At 43.3% G+C, this 18,431-nt stretch carries 10 protein-coding genes; 9 read left to right on the top strand and 1 reads right to left on the bottom strand.

Features of this window, described 5'->3' with window-relative positions; all coding sequences use genetic code 11:
* Positions 1–272 precede the first annotated feature (272 nt).
* The 3 genes from AC5JL8_RS31190 (at position 273) to AC5JL8_RS31200 (ending at position 3,117) form a co-directional block, all read left to right on the top strand.
* On the top strand, positions 273–2,195 hold the full coding sequence (locus tag AC5JL8_RS31190) for an MFS transporter (RefSeq protein ID WP_495883745.1): 1,923 nt from the start codon (positions 273–275) through the stop codon (positions 2,193–2,195).
* A gap of 477 nt (positions 2,196–2,672) precedes the next feature.
* A complete protein-coding gene (locus AC5JL8_RS31195) occupies positions 2,673–2,864 on the top strand; it encodes a transposase (protein ID WP_495883548.1) in 192 nt (63 codons plus the stop codon).
* 124 nt (positions 2,865–2,988) lie between these two features.
* On the top strand, positions 2,989–3,117 hold the full coding sequence (locus tag AC5JL8_RS31200; RefSeq protein ID WP_495883549.1) for a hypothetical protein: 129 nt from the start codon (positions 2,989–2,991) through the stop codon (positions 3,115–3,117).
* A 234-nt stretch (positions 3,118–3,351) separates the two neighbouring features.
* Here the strand turns inward: AC5JL8_RS31200 and AC5JL8_RS31205 are convergent, their stop codons facing one another.
* On the bottom strand, positions 3,352–3,933 hold the full coding sequence (locus AC5JL8_RS31205; RefSeq protein WP_495883550.1) for a Uma2 family endonuclease: 582 nt from the start codon (positions 3,931–3,933) through the stop codon (positions 3,352–3,354).
* Between the two features lie 1,365 nt (positions 3,934–5,298).
* Between AC5JL8_RS31205 and AC5JL8_RS31210 the strand changes: the two genes are divergently transcribed.
* The 6 genes from AC5JL8_RS31210 to AC5JL8_RS31235 all read left to right on the top strand — a co-directional run bounded on the left by AC5JL8_RS31210 (position 5,299) and on the right by AC5JL8_RS31235 (position 18,325).
* The gene (locus tag AC5JL8_RS31210; RefSeq protein WP_495883551.1) at positions 5,299–6,546 is read left to right on the top strand and encodes a calcium-binding protein; all 1,248 of its coding nucleotides are present in this window, start codon (positions 5,299–5,301) and stop codon (positions 6,544–6,546) included.
* Positions 6,547–7,098: 552 nt separating this feature from the next.
* The gene (locus AC5JL8_RS31215; RefSeq protein WP_495883552.1) at positions 7,099–9,150 is read left to right on the top strand and encodes a glycosyltransferase; all 2,052 of its coding nucleotides are present in this window, start codon (positions 7,099–7,101) and stop codon (positions 9,148–9,150) included.
* Positions 9,151–9,183: 33 nt separating this feature from the next.
* On the top strand, positions 9,184–12,144 hold the full coding sequence (locus tag AC5JL8_RS31220; RefSeq protein ID WP_495883553.1) for a pentapeptide repeat-containing protein: 2,961 nt from the start codon (positions 9,184–9,186) through the stop codon (positions 12,142–12,144).
* Positions 12,145–12,260: 116 nt separating this feature from the next.
* Complete coding sequence (locus AC5JL8_RS31225; RefSeq protein WP_495883554.1) at positions 12,261–14,405, top strand: pentapeptide repeat-containing protein; 2,145 nt, start codon at positions 12,261–12,263, stop codon at positions 14,403–14,405.
* A gap of 220 nt (positions 14,406–14,625) precedes the next feature.
* Positions 14,626–15,492, top strand: a complete 867-nt coding sequence (locus AC5JL8_RS31230) for a calcium-binding protein (protein ID WP_495883555.1) — start codon at positions 14,626–14,628, stop codon at positions 15,490–15,492.
* A gap of 1,348 nt (positions 15,493–16,840) precedes the next feature.
* A complete protein-coding gene (locus AC5JL8_RS31235; protein WP_495883556.1) occupies positions 16,841–18,325 on the top strand; it encodes a sensor histidine kinase in 1,485 nt (494 codons plus the stop codon).
* Positions 18,326–18,431: the final 106 nt, after the last annotated feature.

Genomic DNA, 18,431 nt, shown 5'->3' on the forward strand with positions numbered 1-18,431 from the left:
TTCCAAATAAAAAAATATCCAATATTTAGAGTGCGTCAGTCAGAAAAACCCCTGACATACCGAGAAATTATTCGTACTGACGCACCTTACTAATAGTCAATTTGGAATAATTTATTTTTTGGTGTTCCGTTAAAGCTTTGCCTTGAGAAAAAATTGGTGTTGCTGAATCATGGGATGATTTCGCCCAATTTGGAACGAATTTTCAATCATTTCAACCGCCAATTCATCCCGCATTTATGCAACGCCAAAAAATTTACTGTGGTGAAGTGTGTATGTTGCGATCGCCTTTATATTTTCCTAACTTTCGCTGGCTGTGGTTAGGACAAACTATGATTTTGAGTGCTGCTCAATTTTGGTTTGTCTCGTTGACGTGGCTGGTACTGCAAAAAATGGGTTCAGGATTGGCTGTTGGTACTGTATTAGTAGCGGCGGCAATCCCACGAGCATTATTTATGTTAATAGGAGGTGCAATCAGCGATCGCTTGCCCACCAGAAATGTCGCCACCATTGCAGCGTCGATTAATACTGTTTTGATTGGCTTGGCTACAACTTTGTTAGTATTTGATGCTGTTCAACTGATATATTTGGTTGCGATCGCTGTTCTGTTTGGATTGTTTGAAGCTATCTTATATCCAGCGATTCTTGCCTTATTGCCTCAATTAGTCAGAAAATCCCAACTAGCAGAAGCAAACGCTTGGATGCAGAGCAGTGAACAGTTCACCGAAGTCATCGGCCCTGCTGGTGCGGGTTTTATGATTGGTGCGTTTGGATTAACCATTGCTTTTTTTATTAATACACTCATATTTGCGTTGGGTAGTTTGTTTATCTACCTGGTTCGGACTCGTCGTCGCCAACCCCTGGCAGCTGAAACACAGAAACCAGCTTTAATGGGTGAGATTATTTTAGGTTTAAAATATGCGTGGACACAGCCTGCTATCCGCATCAGCCTGTTACTCCTAGCGATGATTAATTTCGCTATGTTAGGGCCGATCATCATCGGTGTTGCAGCCATGGTCAATGTACGGTTTGAAGGTAACGCCACAACATTTGGTTATCTGCAAGCAGCCTACGGTATAGGTGCATTAATTGGTGTCTTAGTTGCCAGCCAACTTAGTGCGGTTAAGAGTCCTAAAACTCCCCTAGTTTTGTTGTGTTATGGTCTGGGTGCAGGACTAATAGCACTAGGATTTGTGCAGGAATTTTGGATAGCAGCAGGAATAATTGCTCTAATGGGGATAGGGGGTGGTACTGTCACTGTAATGGGTATAACTTGGCTGCAACAGAATACAGCTGCAAATATGCAGGGAAGAATCATGGGTCTGACAATGTTTGCGGCTGTAGCTCTTGATCCTTTGTCTCAAGCTATCTCTGGGGCATTTCTTGAAGTTAGCCTGACAGGTTTATTTGTAGCTGCCGGAGCCACAATGTTACTCACTGCACTAGCTTCATCGATGAGCCGAACTCCTGAAGTTAAATCAGTCATTACTAATTTGTCATTGCCTATTTCTGAACCTGTGATTTCGGTGCATAATCTCAATCATTACTTTGGCTCAGGTGGACTACGCAAACAAGTATTATTTAACATTAATTTAGAAATTTATGCCGGAGAAATTGTGATTTTGACAGGCCCTTCTGGCTCAGGTAAAACTACTCTTCTGACTTTAATGGGTGGTTTGCGTTCTGCTCAAGAGGGTAGCTTAAAAATTTTGGGATACGAAATTTGCGGAGCTAATAAACAACAGTTAACTAAATTGCGCCGCCAAATTGGTTATATTTTTCAAGCGCATAACCTGATGACATTTTTAACGGCTCAAGAAAATGTGCGTATGTCATTAGAATTGCATGATCAGTATTTAAATAATGATATCAACAGCAAAGCGATGACCATGCTAGAGGCTGTTGGTTTGGCAGAGCGTCTCAATTACTACCCTGAAAATCTTTCTGGTGGGCAAAAACAACGGGTAGCGATCGCTCGTGCTTTAGTTAGCCATCCTAAAATTATCTTAGCTGATGAACCTACTGCTGCACTCGATAAAAAATCTGGGCGCGATGTTGTTGAACTGATGCAGAAGCTTGCTAAAGAACAAGGCTGTACTATTTTACTCGTTACTCACGACAACCGCATTTTAGATATTGCTGACCGCATTATTTATATGGAAGATGGTCAACTCAAAGGTAATCATTACGAGTCATGAAGAGCTTTGTGCAGCGTTCGTTTAGAAGCTCTTACCACTTTTGTGGTGCGTGCAAATAGCTTCCATCGCATCTAATTCTTCTTTTTTGAAAAACAATTCACCGTCAATCGCTTTCTGACCATACTTTACGCTACGCTTTTTTTGAAGTCAGCCTTGACATCTCGACTTCTTATACAAATATAATTATAGAAATAATTAAAGCTAAAACTAAAATTAAATATTCAATCTAAGCCGGTGATGTAATTCCCGGCTTTTTTGGTAAATCAACAAAAACTCAAATAAATGTCAAATCAACTGAGAATTTTAGTGTAATAAATACTTACAAAAAATGAAATTTAAAATCTGCTATGACAATTTCTATGTCTAATATTCCATAAAACATCTAATTATTGAGAACTCTACCATGAAACATATTTAACTAAACTAAATGCTTTAACAGTCAAGGAGATTGCTAGAGATTGCATTGATATTTTTTCCATGCTTAAAACTTATGGTATTGAATGTCCTAGATGCAATTCCACTCGGCTTGTGAAGATTGGTAGATCTAATGACGTACAAAAATATCTATGTAATGACTGCGATCGCACTTTTCAAGAAAGACCACGGTTTGTGTGTGAATGTTTAATTTTAGGTCATCAGCTAAAATGTCAGTCTTGTCCTCAGTTCTAATCCCGTCTCTAAACTACTTCTGAAATTTTGTTCTCTCTAAACATTCTGCTCGCACGCGATCGCTTGCGATGAACAAAAAAAATTTCAACTTTTGCTATTCTCAAATTAACAAACAATGGTGCTTATGGCTTACGAATCTTGGTCACAAGTGGTAATTCGCACAGTTCTGGAATGGGAAAAACGTAAAGCCGAGCTAAAGTCTACCTCGGATATTCCAGAACAAACAACAAAGTCCAAAAACAAAACTGCCTAGTAACGATACTCAATGGCTGTCCCGAAGTTATCATCTATGCATACTTTTTTAATGCAGCTATTGAGTATTGATCATTTATCTTGGGATTCAAGCCTTTGCTAGAAAATTGTATGAGAACAGCTTGTATAATTCGTTCCTTGGTAATTATGGATTGTTTGGATAAATAATTATCTGTGCCAAGCGGGATCGCAATCTGTTATTTGATGTCATTTTTTAATCCAGAACTTTCAAACTCTATTCTGCTTCTACTCCCAATACAACTCCTTCATACAGTAGTGCGATCGCAAATTCAAATTCGATGCTGGATAGGGTAATAATATCTCCCTCAGTGTATGGATAGTAAAGCCACATTCTTCCCTCTCCCCAACAGTAGCGTTCAACGGAGATTGTTTCTGAATCTATTAATAAATATTCTTGTAAAGAAGGCATTTTCAGGTAATTAGTGAATTTTTCGCCTCTATCTTTACTGCTTGTACTAGGGGAGAGAACTTCAGCAATTATTCTTGGGTTCTGAATAAATTTAAGGGCATTGAGGTCTTGAGGGTCGCAGCTGACGACAACATCAGGATAATAGTAAGGACTTGTAGGTGTAACTTGCACTTTTACATCCGACACATTTACTCTGCAACCTCTAGCACGTAAATGTGGACGTAAGGCTGTGTACAAATTAAGTGCAATGTCATTGTGGGGAATTGTACCACCTGTCATCGCAAAAACCTCGCCGTTGACGTATTCGTAGCGAAGGTCTTGCTGGGGTTCCCATGCGAGATATTCCTCGATGGTCATTTTTTGTGGTTGTTGGGAGATGGCTACCATAGCAAGATTTTTGGAGTTTGTTTTGATTTTAGCTTGGAGGGTAGGATGTTTTTCTCCTCAAGGTGATCGCTCTTTTCGTCCATGTCTGCAATTTGTCATGGTTGCAATGTAATAGTGCGATCGGGACATTTAGTAACGATACTCAATTGCTGTAACGAAGTTTCCATCTACCCATATTTTTTTATGCAACCATTGGCTAGCATCAAAGATTTGCTGAAATAGTATGTGCAATAGTTATGCATAGCTTGAGAGAGCAGATTCAGTAATCGCACTAACAGCTACATATGTACACCTATCCGAAGGTAGATTTAGTGATGTACAAATTTAAATATGGTGAGGCAAATTCCTAGGCGATAAACATCAATCAATGGAAATAATTTTCAGCAGAAAACGACATTTAATATATTGACAAATGGATAGTTTCCGTATGAGAATACTACTCGTGTCTTCCCCAATAACTTTTCTTAAGCAATACCTTAGCCACTTTACGAGGGTAAGTTGATGTATTAACTTCCTTGTTTCTAGGGTTTGGCAAAAACAATAAGTCCTAAAAATTCCTTCAAGGTTTACCACAAGGGTTTTTTAACGTATTGCCTGCATGATAAAAAGTTTGAGCCTCCAAGCTGCCTTGGAAACTAAACGCTCATGTATGGGTTATTTTGCTATTTTTGCCAAAGTTTTTGTAGGCTCTTATTTTGGCAAAGTATTGTTAAGGAAATTAATTTTAACTGTACACTCGGCTAGCTCAAATCAGTAAAAATTATGTAAATGGCTTTGGAATTGCAAATGATCATTTCTCATATTTTACAAGTACTTAACTACTAGTTAACTAGAATTTAACTATAGTACAATAAGCTCCGTTGATGCAGCGATTACACCTTAATATAAGCTTTGATAGTATTAATGTTTAGTTATTCAGACGTAAATGCAGTCTTCTAGTTAACAAAGCTTACATCTACAGAACAGATGACAACTGCTTCACATGATTGCATACTGCTGACATAACATCAATTTGCTTTGATTTGAGAGTGATATCTGACGACAAGCTGCACTGTACCCGTCTAAGTTCATCTTTGTAATGCTCGATTACCCAAACTACGCAACGATCCCCATTTAGTTTACGAATGACATTCAAAAAAAGTTGATTTGCGAATGTTTACTCATGGAGTAATTGGAAGTATGTCTAAATACGTACTGCAACATCTTCTCACCATGCCTTTATTACCCCCTCTTCTAATTTTGGGAGAGGGGGAGGCTAGTGAGTGTGGTAACAACTAATGAGCAAGACTTGTATCGTGCATCTAGCACGTTCAAGTGAGCTAGCAAGATGCTCGTAATTATCAGGATCATCAGGAATCTTCAATTATGGCAATCAGAAACGGAACCGAACTGCCCGATACCCTTACAGGAACCGCGAATGCCGATACCTTACGCGGTAATGGTGGTGATGACCTTCTCAATGGCTTAGGAGCAAATGACTTGCTCCGAGGTGGGAACGATAAAGACTCACTGTTTGGTGGAGGCGGTGCCGACAGACTATTTGGGGATGCAGGCGAGGACTCACTGTATGGTGAAGCCGGTAATGACACTCTAATTGGCGGCACAAGTATTGACGATGTCAATGATGGTAAAGACTTCCTTGATGGTGGTGCTGGTGCTGACTGGGTCTATGGTGGCTTTGAGGATACTGCACAGGGCGGTGCTGGTAATGACACCGTAATTGGTAGCTTCTTAGGTGACGCGCTGTACGGCGATGACACAGAAGGTTCAGTTTCCGGTGGTGCCGACTACATCGATGGCGCAGAGGGCAATGACACTCTCTATGGCGAAGCTGACAGCTTGGCTTCAGGTGGCGCTGATACCATCTTAGGTGGCGATGGCGATGACACTCTCTTCGGCTATGCCGGTAATGACTCCCTTTTAGGTGGAGAAGGTATTGACTACCTCGATGGCGGCGATGGCGATGACGTTCTCGATGGTGGCGCAGGTACTAGTACCCTCTTAGGTGGTGCTGGCTTAGAAACCATCAGAGGTGGCGTTGACGGTGACTTCATCGATGGTGGTGAGGGAGCTGACAACCTCAATGGTCTTGGTGGTAATGACACCATCTACGGTGACTTCGATGCCGAAGAAAGCCTTGCTGGCAATGATGTCCTCAATGGTGGTGGTGGCAGTGACTTCCTCGATGGTGGCGCTGGCGTTGACCGCGTTATTGGTGGGGCTGGCATTGACGTTCTGTTTGGTGGCGAAGATGCGGAAACCCAAACCGCACGCGACACCTTGACTGGCGGGACTGAGACTGATTATTTCCAATTGCTATTCACAGACTTTGTACCAGAACCAATCGATCCCGGTGAGCCAATCGTACCTCCTCCTGCTGGCGACTGGATTACCGACTTCCAAAATGGTACTGACTTCTTCTTGCTTGAGGGTATTGCATTTGAGGATCTAGGATTCCAGAACACCACTATTAATGGAGTGACTGGTACTCGAATCTACGTTCTGACAGAAGGCTTTACTCCTGCTCAATCCGAAAACCTCGCCTTTGTGCAAGGGGTGGGTCGTGCAGCGTTCGACGCATCAGATTTTGTTACCGATACCCCTGTCGTGTAAGAAATGGGTAACTAGGCGGTGTACTTGGGTACCAGCCAAGTAACACACACCTGATAGTTACCCCAGCCATGAAGAGTAGCTACAGAGTCTGGATAACTTGTTGAGCTACTCTTCCGATGAAGTCTCAATTATAGTCTTTTGATTTCGTTTTAGTACTTCAAGGTCATTGAGAAATATGTAGTAGAAATGCACCTAGGTTGGGCATTTTCCCACCATCTTCGGGTTTTGGTGGGCAATGCCCACCCTACACTCTACTGCAATCAAAATATTTCCAGACAGAGAAGTTTTTAGATATCGCAAACACCTCAAACTACAATACGGTTCAGATAAGAGTTGATCCTCCCTAACCCTCCTTAAAAAGGAGGGAATTAAGCCCCCTTTTTTCTAAGGGGGTTGGGGGGATCTGTTGGAATCGAATACCACTAAATGAACCGTATTGCCTCAAACTACACCCACCATATTTTTTGCTTGCAAGATTCTCGATTTCTGCAACGAGTCGGGAATCTGCTTACCTAGGTTAGGGAAAGGTAGGTTACCAGTAATTAAAAAGCCATGCGAATTTTATTTTTACACCCCAATTTCCCAGCCCAATTTCGTCATGTAGCTGCTGCTTTAGCTAAGGATAGACATAACCAAGTTTTTTTTGGGACTACTCGCCAGGATGGTAAATTGCCTGGTGTGAATCGCGTTGTTTATAGCCCTAAACGAGAAGCTCGACCAGAAACTCACCACTATGTCAGACCTTTAGAAAATGCTGTTCTTCAGGGTCAAGGTGTGTATCGGCTGGCAGAACAACTGAAAGCACGGGGATTTGTCCCGGATGTAGTCTATGGTCATTCGGGTTGGGGCCCGACTTTATTTATTAAAGATATTTTTCCGCAAGCCAAGTTACTGTGTTATTTTGAGTGGTTTTATCACGCTCATGGCTCTGATGCAGACTTTGATCCCAGCGATCGCCTGACTGCGGATGATGAAGCCAGGATTCGGATCAAAAATGCACCAATTTTGCAGGATCTATATAGTTGCGATCGCGGTCTTTCTCCTACCTATTGGCAGCGTCAACAATTCCCTTTAGAGTACCACAATAAAATTACTGTACTTCATGACGGAGTTGATACTAATTTTTTCTGTCCAAAACCAGGAGCAAAATTAGTTCTCCCCAGCATTAATCTCGACCTTTCTCACGTTGAGGAACTTGTTACTTATGCTACTAGAGGTATGGAGCCTTATCGGGGATTTCCCCAATTTATAGAGGCGGTGGCTTTACTCCAGCAAAAACGCCCTAATTGTCATGTGGTGATTGTGGGAGAAAACCGCGTAGCTTATGGGAAGAAACTACCCGATGGCAAAACCTATAAGGAGGTGATGCTAGAAAAATACGATCTCGACCTCAGCCGCGTTCATTTTACAGGTTGGTTGCCTTACACAGAATATCTGCAAGTCCTCCAAGCTTCTTCAGCCCATGTTTATTTAACCCGTCCCTTTGTTATATCTTGGTCGTTAATGGAATCCCTAGCTACAGGTTGTTTGGTAGTGGGTTCGAGAACTCCGCCTGTGATGGAAGTCATTCAAGATGGGGTCAATGGCTTGTTAGCAGATTTCTTTTCACCCCAGGAAATATGCGATCGCATTATCGAAGCCTTGAATCATCCAGATAAAATGGCTGCGATTAGGGCAAAAGCAAGGCAAACAGTTCTAGAACGCTATGATTTAGCCCAATTATTACCCCAACACCTGCAATGGATACAGCAAGAAGATAGCAAACTAGTTTCCCCTTGGGAGGGAACGAAGTTAGAGTCAATAGCCCCTGTAGAACATAAGGGATTTGGCGGAAAACAGCAAAAAGCTGAGAAATCATCTGCCAAACTCTTACAAGTTCATAATCAGACTTTGACAACTCAAGAAATTATTCCCCTGTTAAGTCGATACCAACTGCTACCAAAGCTTCAGCAAGAACTGATAATTGACGATGCAATCGCCTCTTTTACCTGCTCAAGCGAAGAACAAGCCAAGTGTTACCAAGAGTTTTGTCAACAAAATCAGTTGTCATCAGAAGTGGAACGCCAAGCTTGGTTACAGCAGCAGAATATTAGCGAAACCCAATTTTTAGAGCTAGCAACTCGCAACCTGAGAATCGAGAAATTCAAAAAAGCCACCTGGGGTAGCAAGTTAGAGTCTCATTTTCGCCAATTGAAACCGAAACTTGACCAGGTTGTTTATTCTCTGATTCGCATTCGCGATGGCGCTGCTGCTCAAGAACTTTATTTCCGCCTGCTAGAAGGTGAACAATCCTTTGCCGAAGTAGCAAGGCAATATTCCCAAGGAGCAGAGGCTCAGACTGGCGGATTAATAGGGCCAGTATCATTGAGTATGCCTCATCCCCAGTTAGTCCGTATTCTTGCTGTAAGCCAACCCGGTCAATTATTGCCACCGACCAATATTGGAGATTGGTGGTTAATCGTGCGCCTAGAAAAGTTTATCCCAGCCCAACTGGACGAATCGATGCGGCAACGGTTACTCAACGAACTTTTTTTTACTTGGTTAAAAGAGCAACTGCAAAAAGCTTCTCAACCACAACCTTTAGCAGTCAAACATTCAGCTTGAACCCCTAATTTTTTCATTCTTTAGATACGTAATATGCCAGCTTTAAACTTTAGCGAACAACTCTTGGTCGGAAACGACTTTAGCGGTCAAAACCTGAATGGCTCAACATTTTTCAAAGCCACACTCCAAAACGTTCTATTCGCTCCCAACGACCAAGATACCCGCACACAACTAAGAGGCACTAACTTTGAAGAAGCGAAACTATACAATGTTGATGCCTCAAGAGCTATCTTTGCTGCTAATGCCAACTTTGGCCCAGCTACTCTTTATAAGGCGGTATTAGAAAATGTCAATTTCCGGGGAGCAAACCTGACTGGGGTTAATCTCTCATTAATTAGCACCAAATTCATCAACTTCTCAAACGCTAATCTCACTAATGCCAGTCTGCGAGAAGCCAATCTCAGCGGTGAACAGTCCGAGCGACCAAACCTGAGAGGAGCTAACTTTACTGGTGCTGATTTATATAAAGCAAACCTAAAAGCTGCTGATCTGACAAATGCCAATCTTAGCAATGCCAAGTTAGAAGAAACTAACTTTGAAGCAACTCTTTTTGTCAATGTCGATGCCACCGGTGCTGATTTCCGCCTAGCAAAACTCACAGATATTACCCTGCAAAACTCTACCTTTGACCTAGCTAATTTAAGTAATGTTGTTCTGAGTGATGCACCTCTCGAACCAGGTCAGACGGGAAACGTTAAGTTTCGCGGTGCTAATTTAAGTGGCTTTTTGGCAGATGATGCCGTTTTGATTGGTGCTGATTTTAGCCCCCATATAGCTGCCAATAGCACTGTGACGGTAACAAACCTTACAGGTACTAAATTTGATGATACTGATTTGAGTGGAGCTAACTTCACTCAAGCTAACGCAGAAGGTGTCTTTATTAATGGGCTGGCGGTGGGTGCAAATTTCACCAACGCCAACTTGAGGAATGCTAACCTAGCTAAAGCTAACTTTACAAATGCTACCTTTGTGGGTGCGGATCTTACAGGTGCAATCCTGGTTGATGTCATTGGTCTAATCGCTGGTGATAGCAATAACAACACCCTCAACGGTACAAGCGAGAATGATAACATCTTCGGCTTTGATGGCAGCGACAACCTGAACGGATTTGGCGGAGATGATTATCTCGACGGCGGCGCTGGTAATGATGCTCTCAACGGCGGCGCTGGTAATGACGCCATGAAAGGTGGAACTGGTAATGACACTTATATTGTCAATACCTCCGGTGACGTAATTATTGAACTTGCTAGCCAAGGCACTGATACTGTCCAGTCTAGCGCCACTACCTATACCTTAAGCAGCCATGTAGAAAGGCTGACTCTCACAGGTACAGCGATAGAGGGCATTGGCAACGAGCTCGCCAATACGATTACAGGTAACGCGAGCAACAACAACCTCAAAGGCGAAGCAGGCAACGATACCTTGAGTGGCGCTGGCGGTGATGATACCCTCGACGGCGGCATAGGCAATGACAGCTTAGTAGGAGGTGTAGGCAACGACACCTATATTATCGATAGTACCGCTGATGTAATTCTCGAAAATGTCAGTGAAGGCACTGATACAGTCCGCTCTAGCCTTGCAAGTTATACTCTTGGTGCCACTTCCAACCTAGAAAACCTCACCTTAATTGGCACTGCCCAAAATGGCACAGGTAATGCGCTGGCTAACATAATCACTGGCAACGAGAGTAATAATACTCTCAACGGTGCTGGTGGCAACGACACCCTCATTGGTAATGCCGGGGATGATACCCTCAATGGCGACGCAGGCACGGATACGATGAGCGGCGGGACGGGTAACGACACATATATAGCTGATAGCACTGGAGATAGTATTACTGAAAATGCTAATGAAGGCACGGATATAGTTCGATCTAGCGCTGCTAGTTATACCTTGGCTGCCAATGTAGAGAACCTGATTTTAATTGGCACTGCCCAAAATGGCACAGGTAACGAGCTTGACAATACCATCACAGGTAACGAGCTTGACAATATCCTTGATGGAGCAGGTGGTAATGATGCCCTCATTGGTGGTCTGGGCAACGACACATATATAGTTAATAGCGCTGGGGATAGTATTACTGAAAATGCTGGAGAAGGCACTGATACGGTTCAGTCCAGCCTTTTTACCTACACTTTAGGCAGCAATCTGGAAAAGCTGACTTTGATTGGCACTGCCCAAAACGGCAAAGGTAACGAGCTTGATAACACCATCACAGGTAACGAGCTTGACAATACCCTCGAAGGCGCTGCTGGTAATGATTCCCTCATTGGTGGTCTAGGCAACGATACTTATATTATTGATAGTGCCAGTGACGTGATTATCGAAAATGGCAGTGAAGGCACTGATACAGCCATTTCCAGCCTCGACTACACCTTAGGTAGCAATCTAGAAAACTTAGTTCTGGTAGGCACTGCGGTCAATGGCACAGGCAACGATCTCGCCAATAGCATCGCAGGTAACGAAGGTAATAATAGCCTAACTGGAGGATTGGGTAACGATATCCTGTTTGGCAATGCTGGTGCCGATACCCTTTTGGGAGGCGGTGGTGCCGATACCCTCGATGGCGGTGATGGCGATGATAACCTCAATGGTGGAGGTGGCGCTGATTCACTCATAGGTGGGGCAGGAAATGATGTCGTCACTGGTGCTGATGCTAATGATATTTTGGTCGGCGGTATAGGCAACGACACAATCACAGGTGGTGCAGGTAGCGATACGATTCGCTATGCCAGTGGTGATGGACAAGACAGAATTAACGGATTCACTACAGGCGCGGGTGGAGATGTCCTTTCCTTCAGCGGTATTGGTGCCATTGATGTGTTTTACAACGCCGCAGGTAATACCGTGTTCCGCATCGGAGACGGCATTGCTGGAAATGCAGATTTCAATACAGGCCAATTGTTGCTCACCTTGGTTAACACTTCCTTCACGGCAGCGGATATCAGCACTAACATTGACCCCACTAACACAACTATCTTCCAATTCTCGTAATTGAAAGGGCGATCGCATTGGGTGCATTTGAAGCGATCGCATCTTTGAAAAGTTTGGGTTGCATCTATATTTTTTGGACTAATTAAAAACTTATCTATTTTTTGAGGGATTGCATCATGGCAGTTTTAAACTTTGACGGACAAACCTTAATCGGAACTAACTTCAGAGGTAGGAACCTCAACGGTTCCAGCTTTTTCAAAACCAGACTCGAAGGTGTGCGATTCGATCCCAACGCTTCAGGTGTCGCCACACAATTAAGCGGTACTAACTTTGGTGAATCTTTTTGGCTGAATGTCAATGCCAGGAGTGCCATCTTTGCCCCTACTGGCAACTTTGGCCCAGCTAATTTGTCCCTAGCGACATTAGAGAATGTCAATTTCAGTGGTGCAAACCTCACAGAAGCTAATCTCTCGCTAATCAACACGAAACTAATTAACTTCTCCAACGCCAACCTGACCAATGCCAATCTGCGAGAAGCCAATATCAGTGGCGAACAGTCAGAGCGGCCAAACCTGAGAGGCGCTAACTTTACCGGAGCTGACTTATTCAAAGCCAATCTCAAAGCGGCTGACTTTACAGGAGCTACTTTAGTCAATGCTAGTTTACTGGACGCGAACCTGGAAAATACTGTCTTGGCCAATGTAAATGCTAGAGGTGCTGACTTTCAATTAAGTAATTTCACAGATGTCACGCTGCAAAATGTTAACTTTGACCTAGCTAATTTCAGCACAGTCTCTTTAACTGATGCCATACTCGATCCATCACAGCCAGCCAATGTGAGTTTTCGTGGTGCTAATTTAAGCGGATTCCTGACAGAAGATGCGATTTTAACGAGTTCTGATTTTAGCCCCTTTGTTGAGGCTAATGGCACCGTGACCATCACGAACCTGACTGGGGCTAAATTGAATGACACTGATGTGAGTGGATCTAACTTCACTCAAGCTAATGCCGAAGGTATCTTCATTAATGGACTAGCCATTGGTGCAAATTTTACCAATGCCCGTCTGGTTAACGCTGATTTATCTAAAGGTAATTTTACTAATGCCACTTTCATCGGGGCTAATCTGACAGGTGCGATCGCAGTTGATGCCATTGGTCTATATATTGGAGATGAACTCGACAACACCCTAATCGGCACCATCAGCGGCGATAATCTCTTTGGCAATGGTGGTAATGACAACCTCAGCGGTGGTGCAGGTAGTGATTATCTTGATGATGACGCTGGTAATGACATTCTCAATGGTGAAGCAGGCGCTGACACCCTCGTTGGTGGTGCAGGTATTGATGAACTCAACGGTGGCGGTGGTAATGACTCTCTGATTGGTGGTGGTGGTGCTGATAACCTCACTGGTGGTGGCGGTAACGATTTCCTCGACGGTGGACTAGGCAATGACGCAATGTTTGGTGGGGTTGGCGATGACATTTATATAGTTAATAGCACAGGAGACACTATCACAGAAAACGTCAACGCAGGCATAGATAACGTCCAGTCTAGTGCTGCTAGCTATACCTTAAGCAACAATGTAGAAAACCTGACTCTGATTGGTACTGGTCAAAACGGCACTGGTAACGCACTTAACAACATCATCACAGGCAATGATGGCAACAATATTCTTGATGGTGGTGCAGGTGATGATAATTTGGTAGGTGGTTTAGGCAACGATACATACATCATCGATAGTGCATTAGATACGATTACGGAAAACGCCAACGCAGGTATAGATACTGTCCAATCTAGCTTCGACTATACCTTGGGTGAGACTCTGGAAAACCTCACTCTGGTTGGTACAGCCCTAAGCGGTACAGGTAACGCAGCTGCCAACACTCTCACTGGTAATGAGGGCAATAATAACCTCAATGGATTAGGTGGTAACGATATCCTCTTTGGCAATGCTGGTGACGATACACTTCTGGGAGGAACTGGCAGCGATACCCTCGATGGTGGCAGCGGTAATGATAGCCTCGTTGGTGCAATCGGTGCTGACTGGCTGACTGGTGGTGCAGGTAATGACACCCTCACTGGTGGTGATGGTAATGACATATTTATCTTTGCACCGGGCTTTGGTAGCGATCGCATTGTCGGTTTTGCCGATGGTGTAGACAAAATTGACCTGAGGGCATTTGCAACAAACTTCGGAGCTTTAACGATTACTCCTACTCCATCTGGCTCACCTGCTGTCATTTCCATCGGTACAGATACGATTACCTTGGCAGGCTTCAGTTCTGCCAATGTTGATGCTAGCGATTTTATCTTCAGCTAACTTTGCACGCATCTGCTTTTTGAGCGAATAAAGGCAGAGGGCAGGAGGCAGAAGGCAGAAGGTAATTAGATGAGGACTGTTAAACAAGAAAGTATTTAATGTGTGGTCGTATTTTAGCGAATTCAAATTATTTTGGTAAGACAATTAATTGTCCTACCAAGTTTAGTGTTTCCCAGACAATTTTGACTTAGCAAATCTAGCTTAAAAAGGGTTTAGAATCATGCGGATTCTCTTTACCATTGCCCACTTTTTTAATCCTAATAGCAATGGTCAACATGGCTCTCAAAGGAAAGACCCCCGACCCCGCCTGCTGGCGTTAGGCCGGAATCTTGCTGCCTTACATCAGCTATTTAGCAAATCTCAAAGTATGATCGATATTGGGCAGCGGCTAGCCTTTCCTGCGAACCAACCGCAGTCCTACGATCTAGACATTGTTATTTGCACAACCCAAAATAATCATCTTCTCAATCAACTGCCTTTACCTGGCAATTTTTATCAGCATCATTCCACACAAGCGGAGCCTTTAATGTTAGGGTTTGAGTGCCAAGCTGTCCTGCGAGATTATTTAGGAAAGTACGACTATTATTGTTTTTTGGAAGACGATTTAATACTTCACGATCCTTGGTTATTTATCAAATTAAACTGGTTTACTCAACAAGCAGGTAATCTCAATTTACTTCAGCCGAATCGGTATGAAGTCTCTACCCAAAATCTGTCCTGCAAAGCCTACATTGATGGTGATTTAGTACCTCAGCTAACTGCCAAGTTTCAAAATGTCAAAGAAAAACCACAACTTCAGGGGACAATTATGGGGATGCCAATTACATTTCGGCGGACACTTAATCCCCACTCTGGCTGTTACTTTTTAAATGCTAATCAGATGGCTTATTGGGCTAGCAAACCTTATTTTCTTGACCGCGATACCAGCTTTGTTAGCCCTCTAGAAAGTGCTGCAACTTTGGGCATTATGAAAACATTTCGGGTTTATAAACCAGCACCAGAACACGCAAGCTTTTTAGAGATTCAACACTTTGGTGCCGGATTTATCGGTCTCATCGGTCAGCAGGTAAGTTTAGCAGCGAGTTGAAGTTTCTCATTTAAATTTCTCCGTTCAGATATTCACTTGATTATGTTTTTGAAATTCAACCACAGATGGACTGCGATCGCCTGTTTCCAAATGCTCTCCAAATATCTGGAAATACCTTTTACAGCTGGCGAATGGTAGACCTCACCCCTCGATTAAGATAAAACAGTTCTCTCGCATCTTTGAAATCACGCCCACAGGACTGGGGCTATCGTTACAAAGCCTGTGGAGGCAGGCTACCCTTCGGAACCATTCTATGGTGAGTCCAGCCCCCGTCTTGGCAGTCTCCGTCACGATGGGGGACTGGCGAACCCGGAGGGTGATGGCGCGATTTCGGGATAAGTGAGGTATCTTAGGGACTTCCAGAAAATAAATTATCCAATTTATTCAGATAATATTTTTCTTTCTCCCCCTGCTCTCCGAAGTTGCTCCACTTGGGGAGCCACCCCGTTGGACGGGTTCCCCGGCTTGAAGGGAGTGGCGTGAAACCCCAAGACCGCACTTCTCCTGCTCCCTGCCCCCCTGCCAACACAGCGATAGGATATTTTTTTAGTTGGAAGTCCCTTACCCCTGATTCACCAGCAGCATTCTAGAAGGAGTAGGCAATCAAGCGTCGGCTTTCTGTAAAGTGTCTTATTGCTGAAACTACAATACCAAAACCTTTGGGGGTATTTCATGAAACCATCACGGGGACTGATTTTCCGTATTAAATGTGAATTTAGTGTAAAAACTACGGTAGAATCTTTTTTAATCAGATCAATTGACTTACTTAAGCCTAAGTAATGCACCTTTTACAATTTGCTGTTTAAACCTCGTCCAAGTTAAAAACTGGAGTTTTTCAACAGAGAATAGGCAAGCTATATAGGCTTTGAGGAAGTGCAGTTTTAAAAGTTTTGGGTGAATATAATTCGCTACTACACAAGCAAAGTCCCCCTGCGCGGACTAACAGAAAATTAAGAGGATGTTTGAAAAGTCCTCTTGTTGGTATCAAAAGTTTTAGATCCCTCTAAATCTCCCTTAAAAAGGGAGACTTTGATTCTGATTACCCCCTTTTTAAGGGGGTTAGGGGGGATCAAAAGTCCATAAAGTCGCAGCAAAACCCTTTTCAAACAACCTCTAAGGTTTTTAAACCTGCAAAGGCAGGTTTCGTCTGTGTAGCCGCGATTTCTAATCGCCTGGGCAAGTGATAAATTAGACTTTACAAACATCCTCTAAAAGAGATTTATTGATTGTCAGCTTAATTTTTTTACTAAGGACTGACAAGAGAATGAAACCGAAAAATTCATTACAAATATGCTACAGAATCATATTTAGCCTACGCACACAGATCGTATTAGGTTATATCCTGCTGATGCTATTTTCGTCTGCAGTGGGCACTTTCATCGTCGAGCAAGTTCTGTTTTTTCAAGTAGAAGAAAGGATTAGAAAGTCTCTAGTTCAAGAAATGCAAGAATTCCGAATGTTGGCAATAGACGGAATCCATCCCAAAACTCATAAACCTTTTGGAGATGACCTCCATACCCTGTTTAAGGTCTTTCTCAAAAACAACATTCCGGATGACGATGAGTTTTTGGTAGCAATCTTGAATGGGCAAATTTACAGAAATAGTCCGCTAGCCCTTCCTAGTTGGTTCAAATTAGATTTGCCTATAGTCAAAACTTTATCTCAAACCAAAACACCCCTGAAAGGTGAGTTTTTAAGCGTAGATGGTGAAGACATAATATACCTAGCTCAACCAATAATCAGAGGCAAGAATCATGGAGTATTTGTAGTGTTTCATGCGACTGCTGGCGAACGTGACGAGGTGCGTGAGGCAGTTGTTGTGATTATGAAAGTCACGTTTGTCATCGTGGTTAAATTTTCCTTTTTGGCTTGGTTATTAGCAGCACGGGTGCTAAAACCTCTACACCTGCTGACTGAGGCTACTCGCTCAATTGGGGAGACTGACCTAACACGACGCATACCTGTAAAAGGTGCAGATGAAATTGCCGAACTCACTATTACCTTTAATGAAATGCTCGAAAGGTTAGAAACAGCGTTTTCTAGTCAACGAGATTTCATCAACGATGCCAGTCATGAACTACGAACGCCAATTACAATTATCCGAGGTCATATCGAGCTGCTGGGCGATGATCCTCAAGAACGGCAGGAAACTGTAGAATTAGTCATTGATGAGCTAGACCGCATGAGCCGCTTTGTAGAAGACATGCTGTTATTAGCTAAGTCTGAACAACCCGGTTTTTTAAATTTAGAAATTGTCGAAATTCATTCGCTAACTTTAGAATTGCACACCAAAGCAAAAGCTTTAGCTCCGCGAAACTGGCGCTTGGATACTATGGCTAGTGGTCGTCTTCAGGCTGACCGTCAACGCTTGACTCAGGCAATCATGAACTTGGCTGAAAACGCTACACACCATACCAAAGAAGGTGATGTGATTAGCATAGGTTCATCTGTGAAAAATAATCAAGTGCGTTTTTGGGTGCGTGATACTGGCGAAGGAATTCCCCTACATGAGCAACGGCGGATTTTTCAGCGCTTTGCTCGCGGCTCGATTAATCGCCGTCGCTCTAATGGTGCTGGCTTGGGCTTATCGATTGTACAAGCCATTGTAGAAGCTCACAACGGTTGGATTGAACTTTTCAGTCGCCCACGTGGCGGCTCTACTTTCACTATAGTCATTCCTCTGAAACCTATCCCCAAAGACAGAGAACCAGGGGATAAAAATTCATTTTTTCATAGTCCCAAGTTTTGGCAGGGGGCAAGGCGACAAGAAGCCAGGAGCAGGGGAGTCGAGGAAGATGAGGGAGGCAAGAAGACGCGGGACGCAGAGAAATGACAAATGACAAATACTCTATACCCAATTTTCAAATCAATCACTAGAAAATCCCAAAACCAAGCATGAGAATCTCTTTATTCCCCAGCTTCCCCTACTCTTTCAATAC

It is taken from the genome of Mojavia sp. (assembly GCF_059505145.1).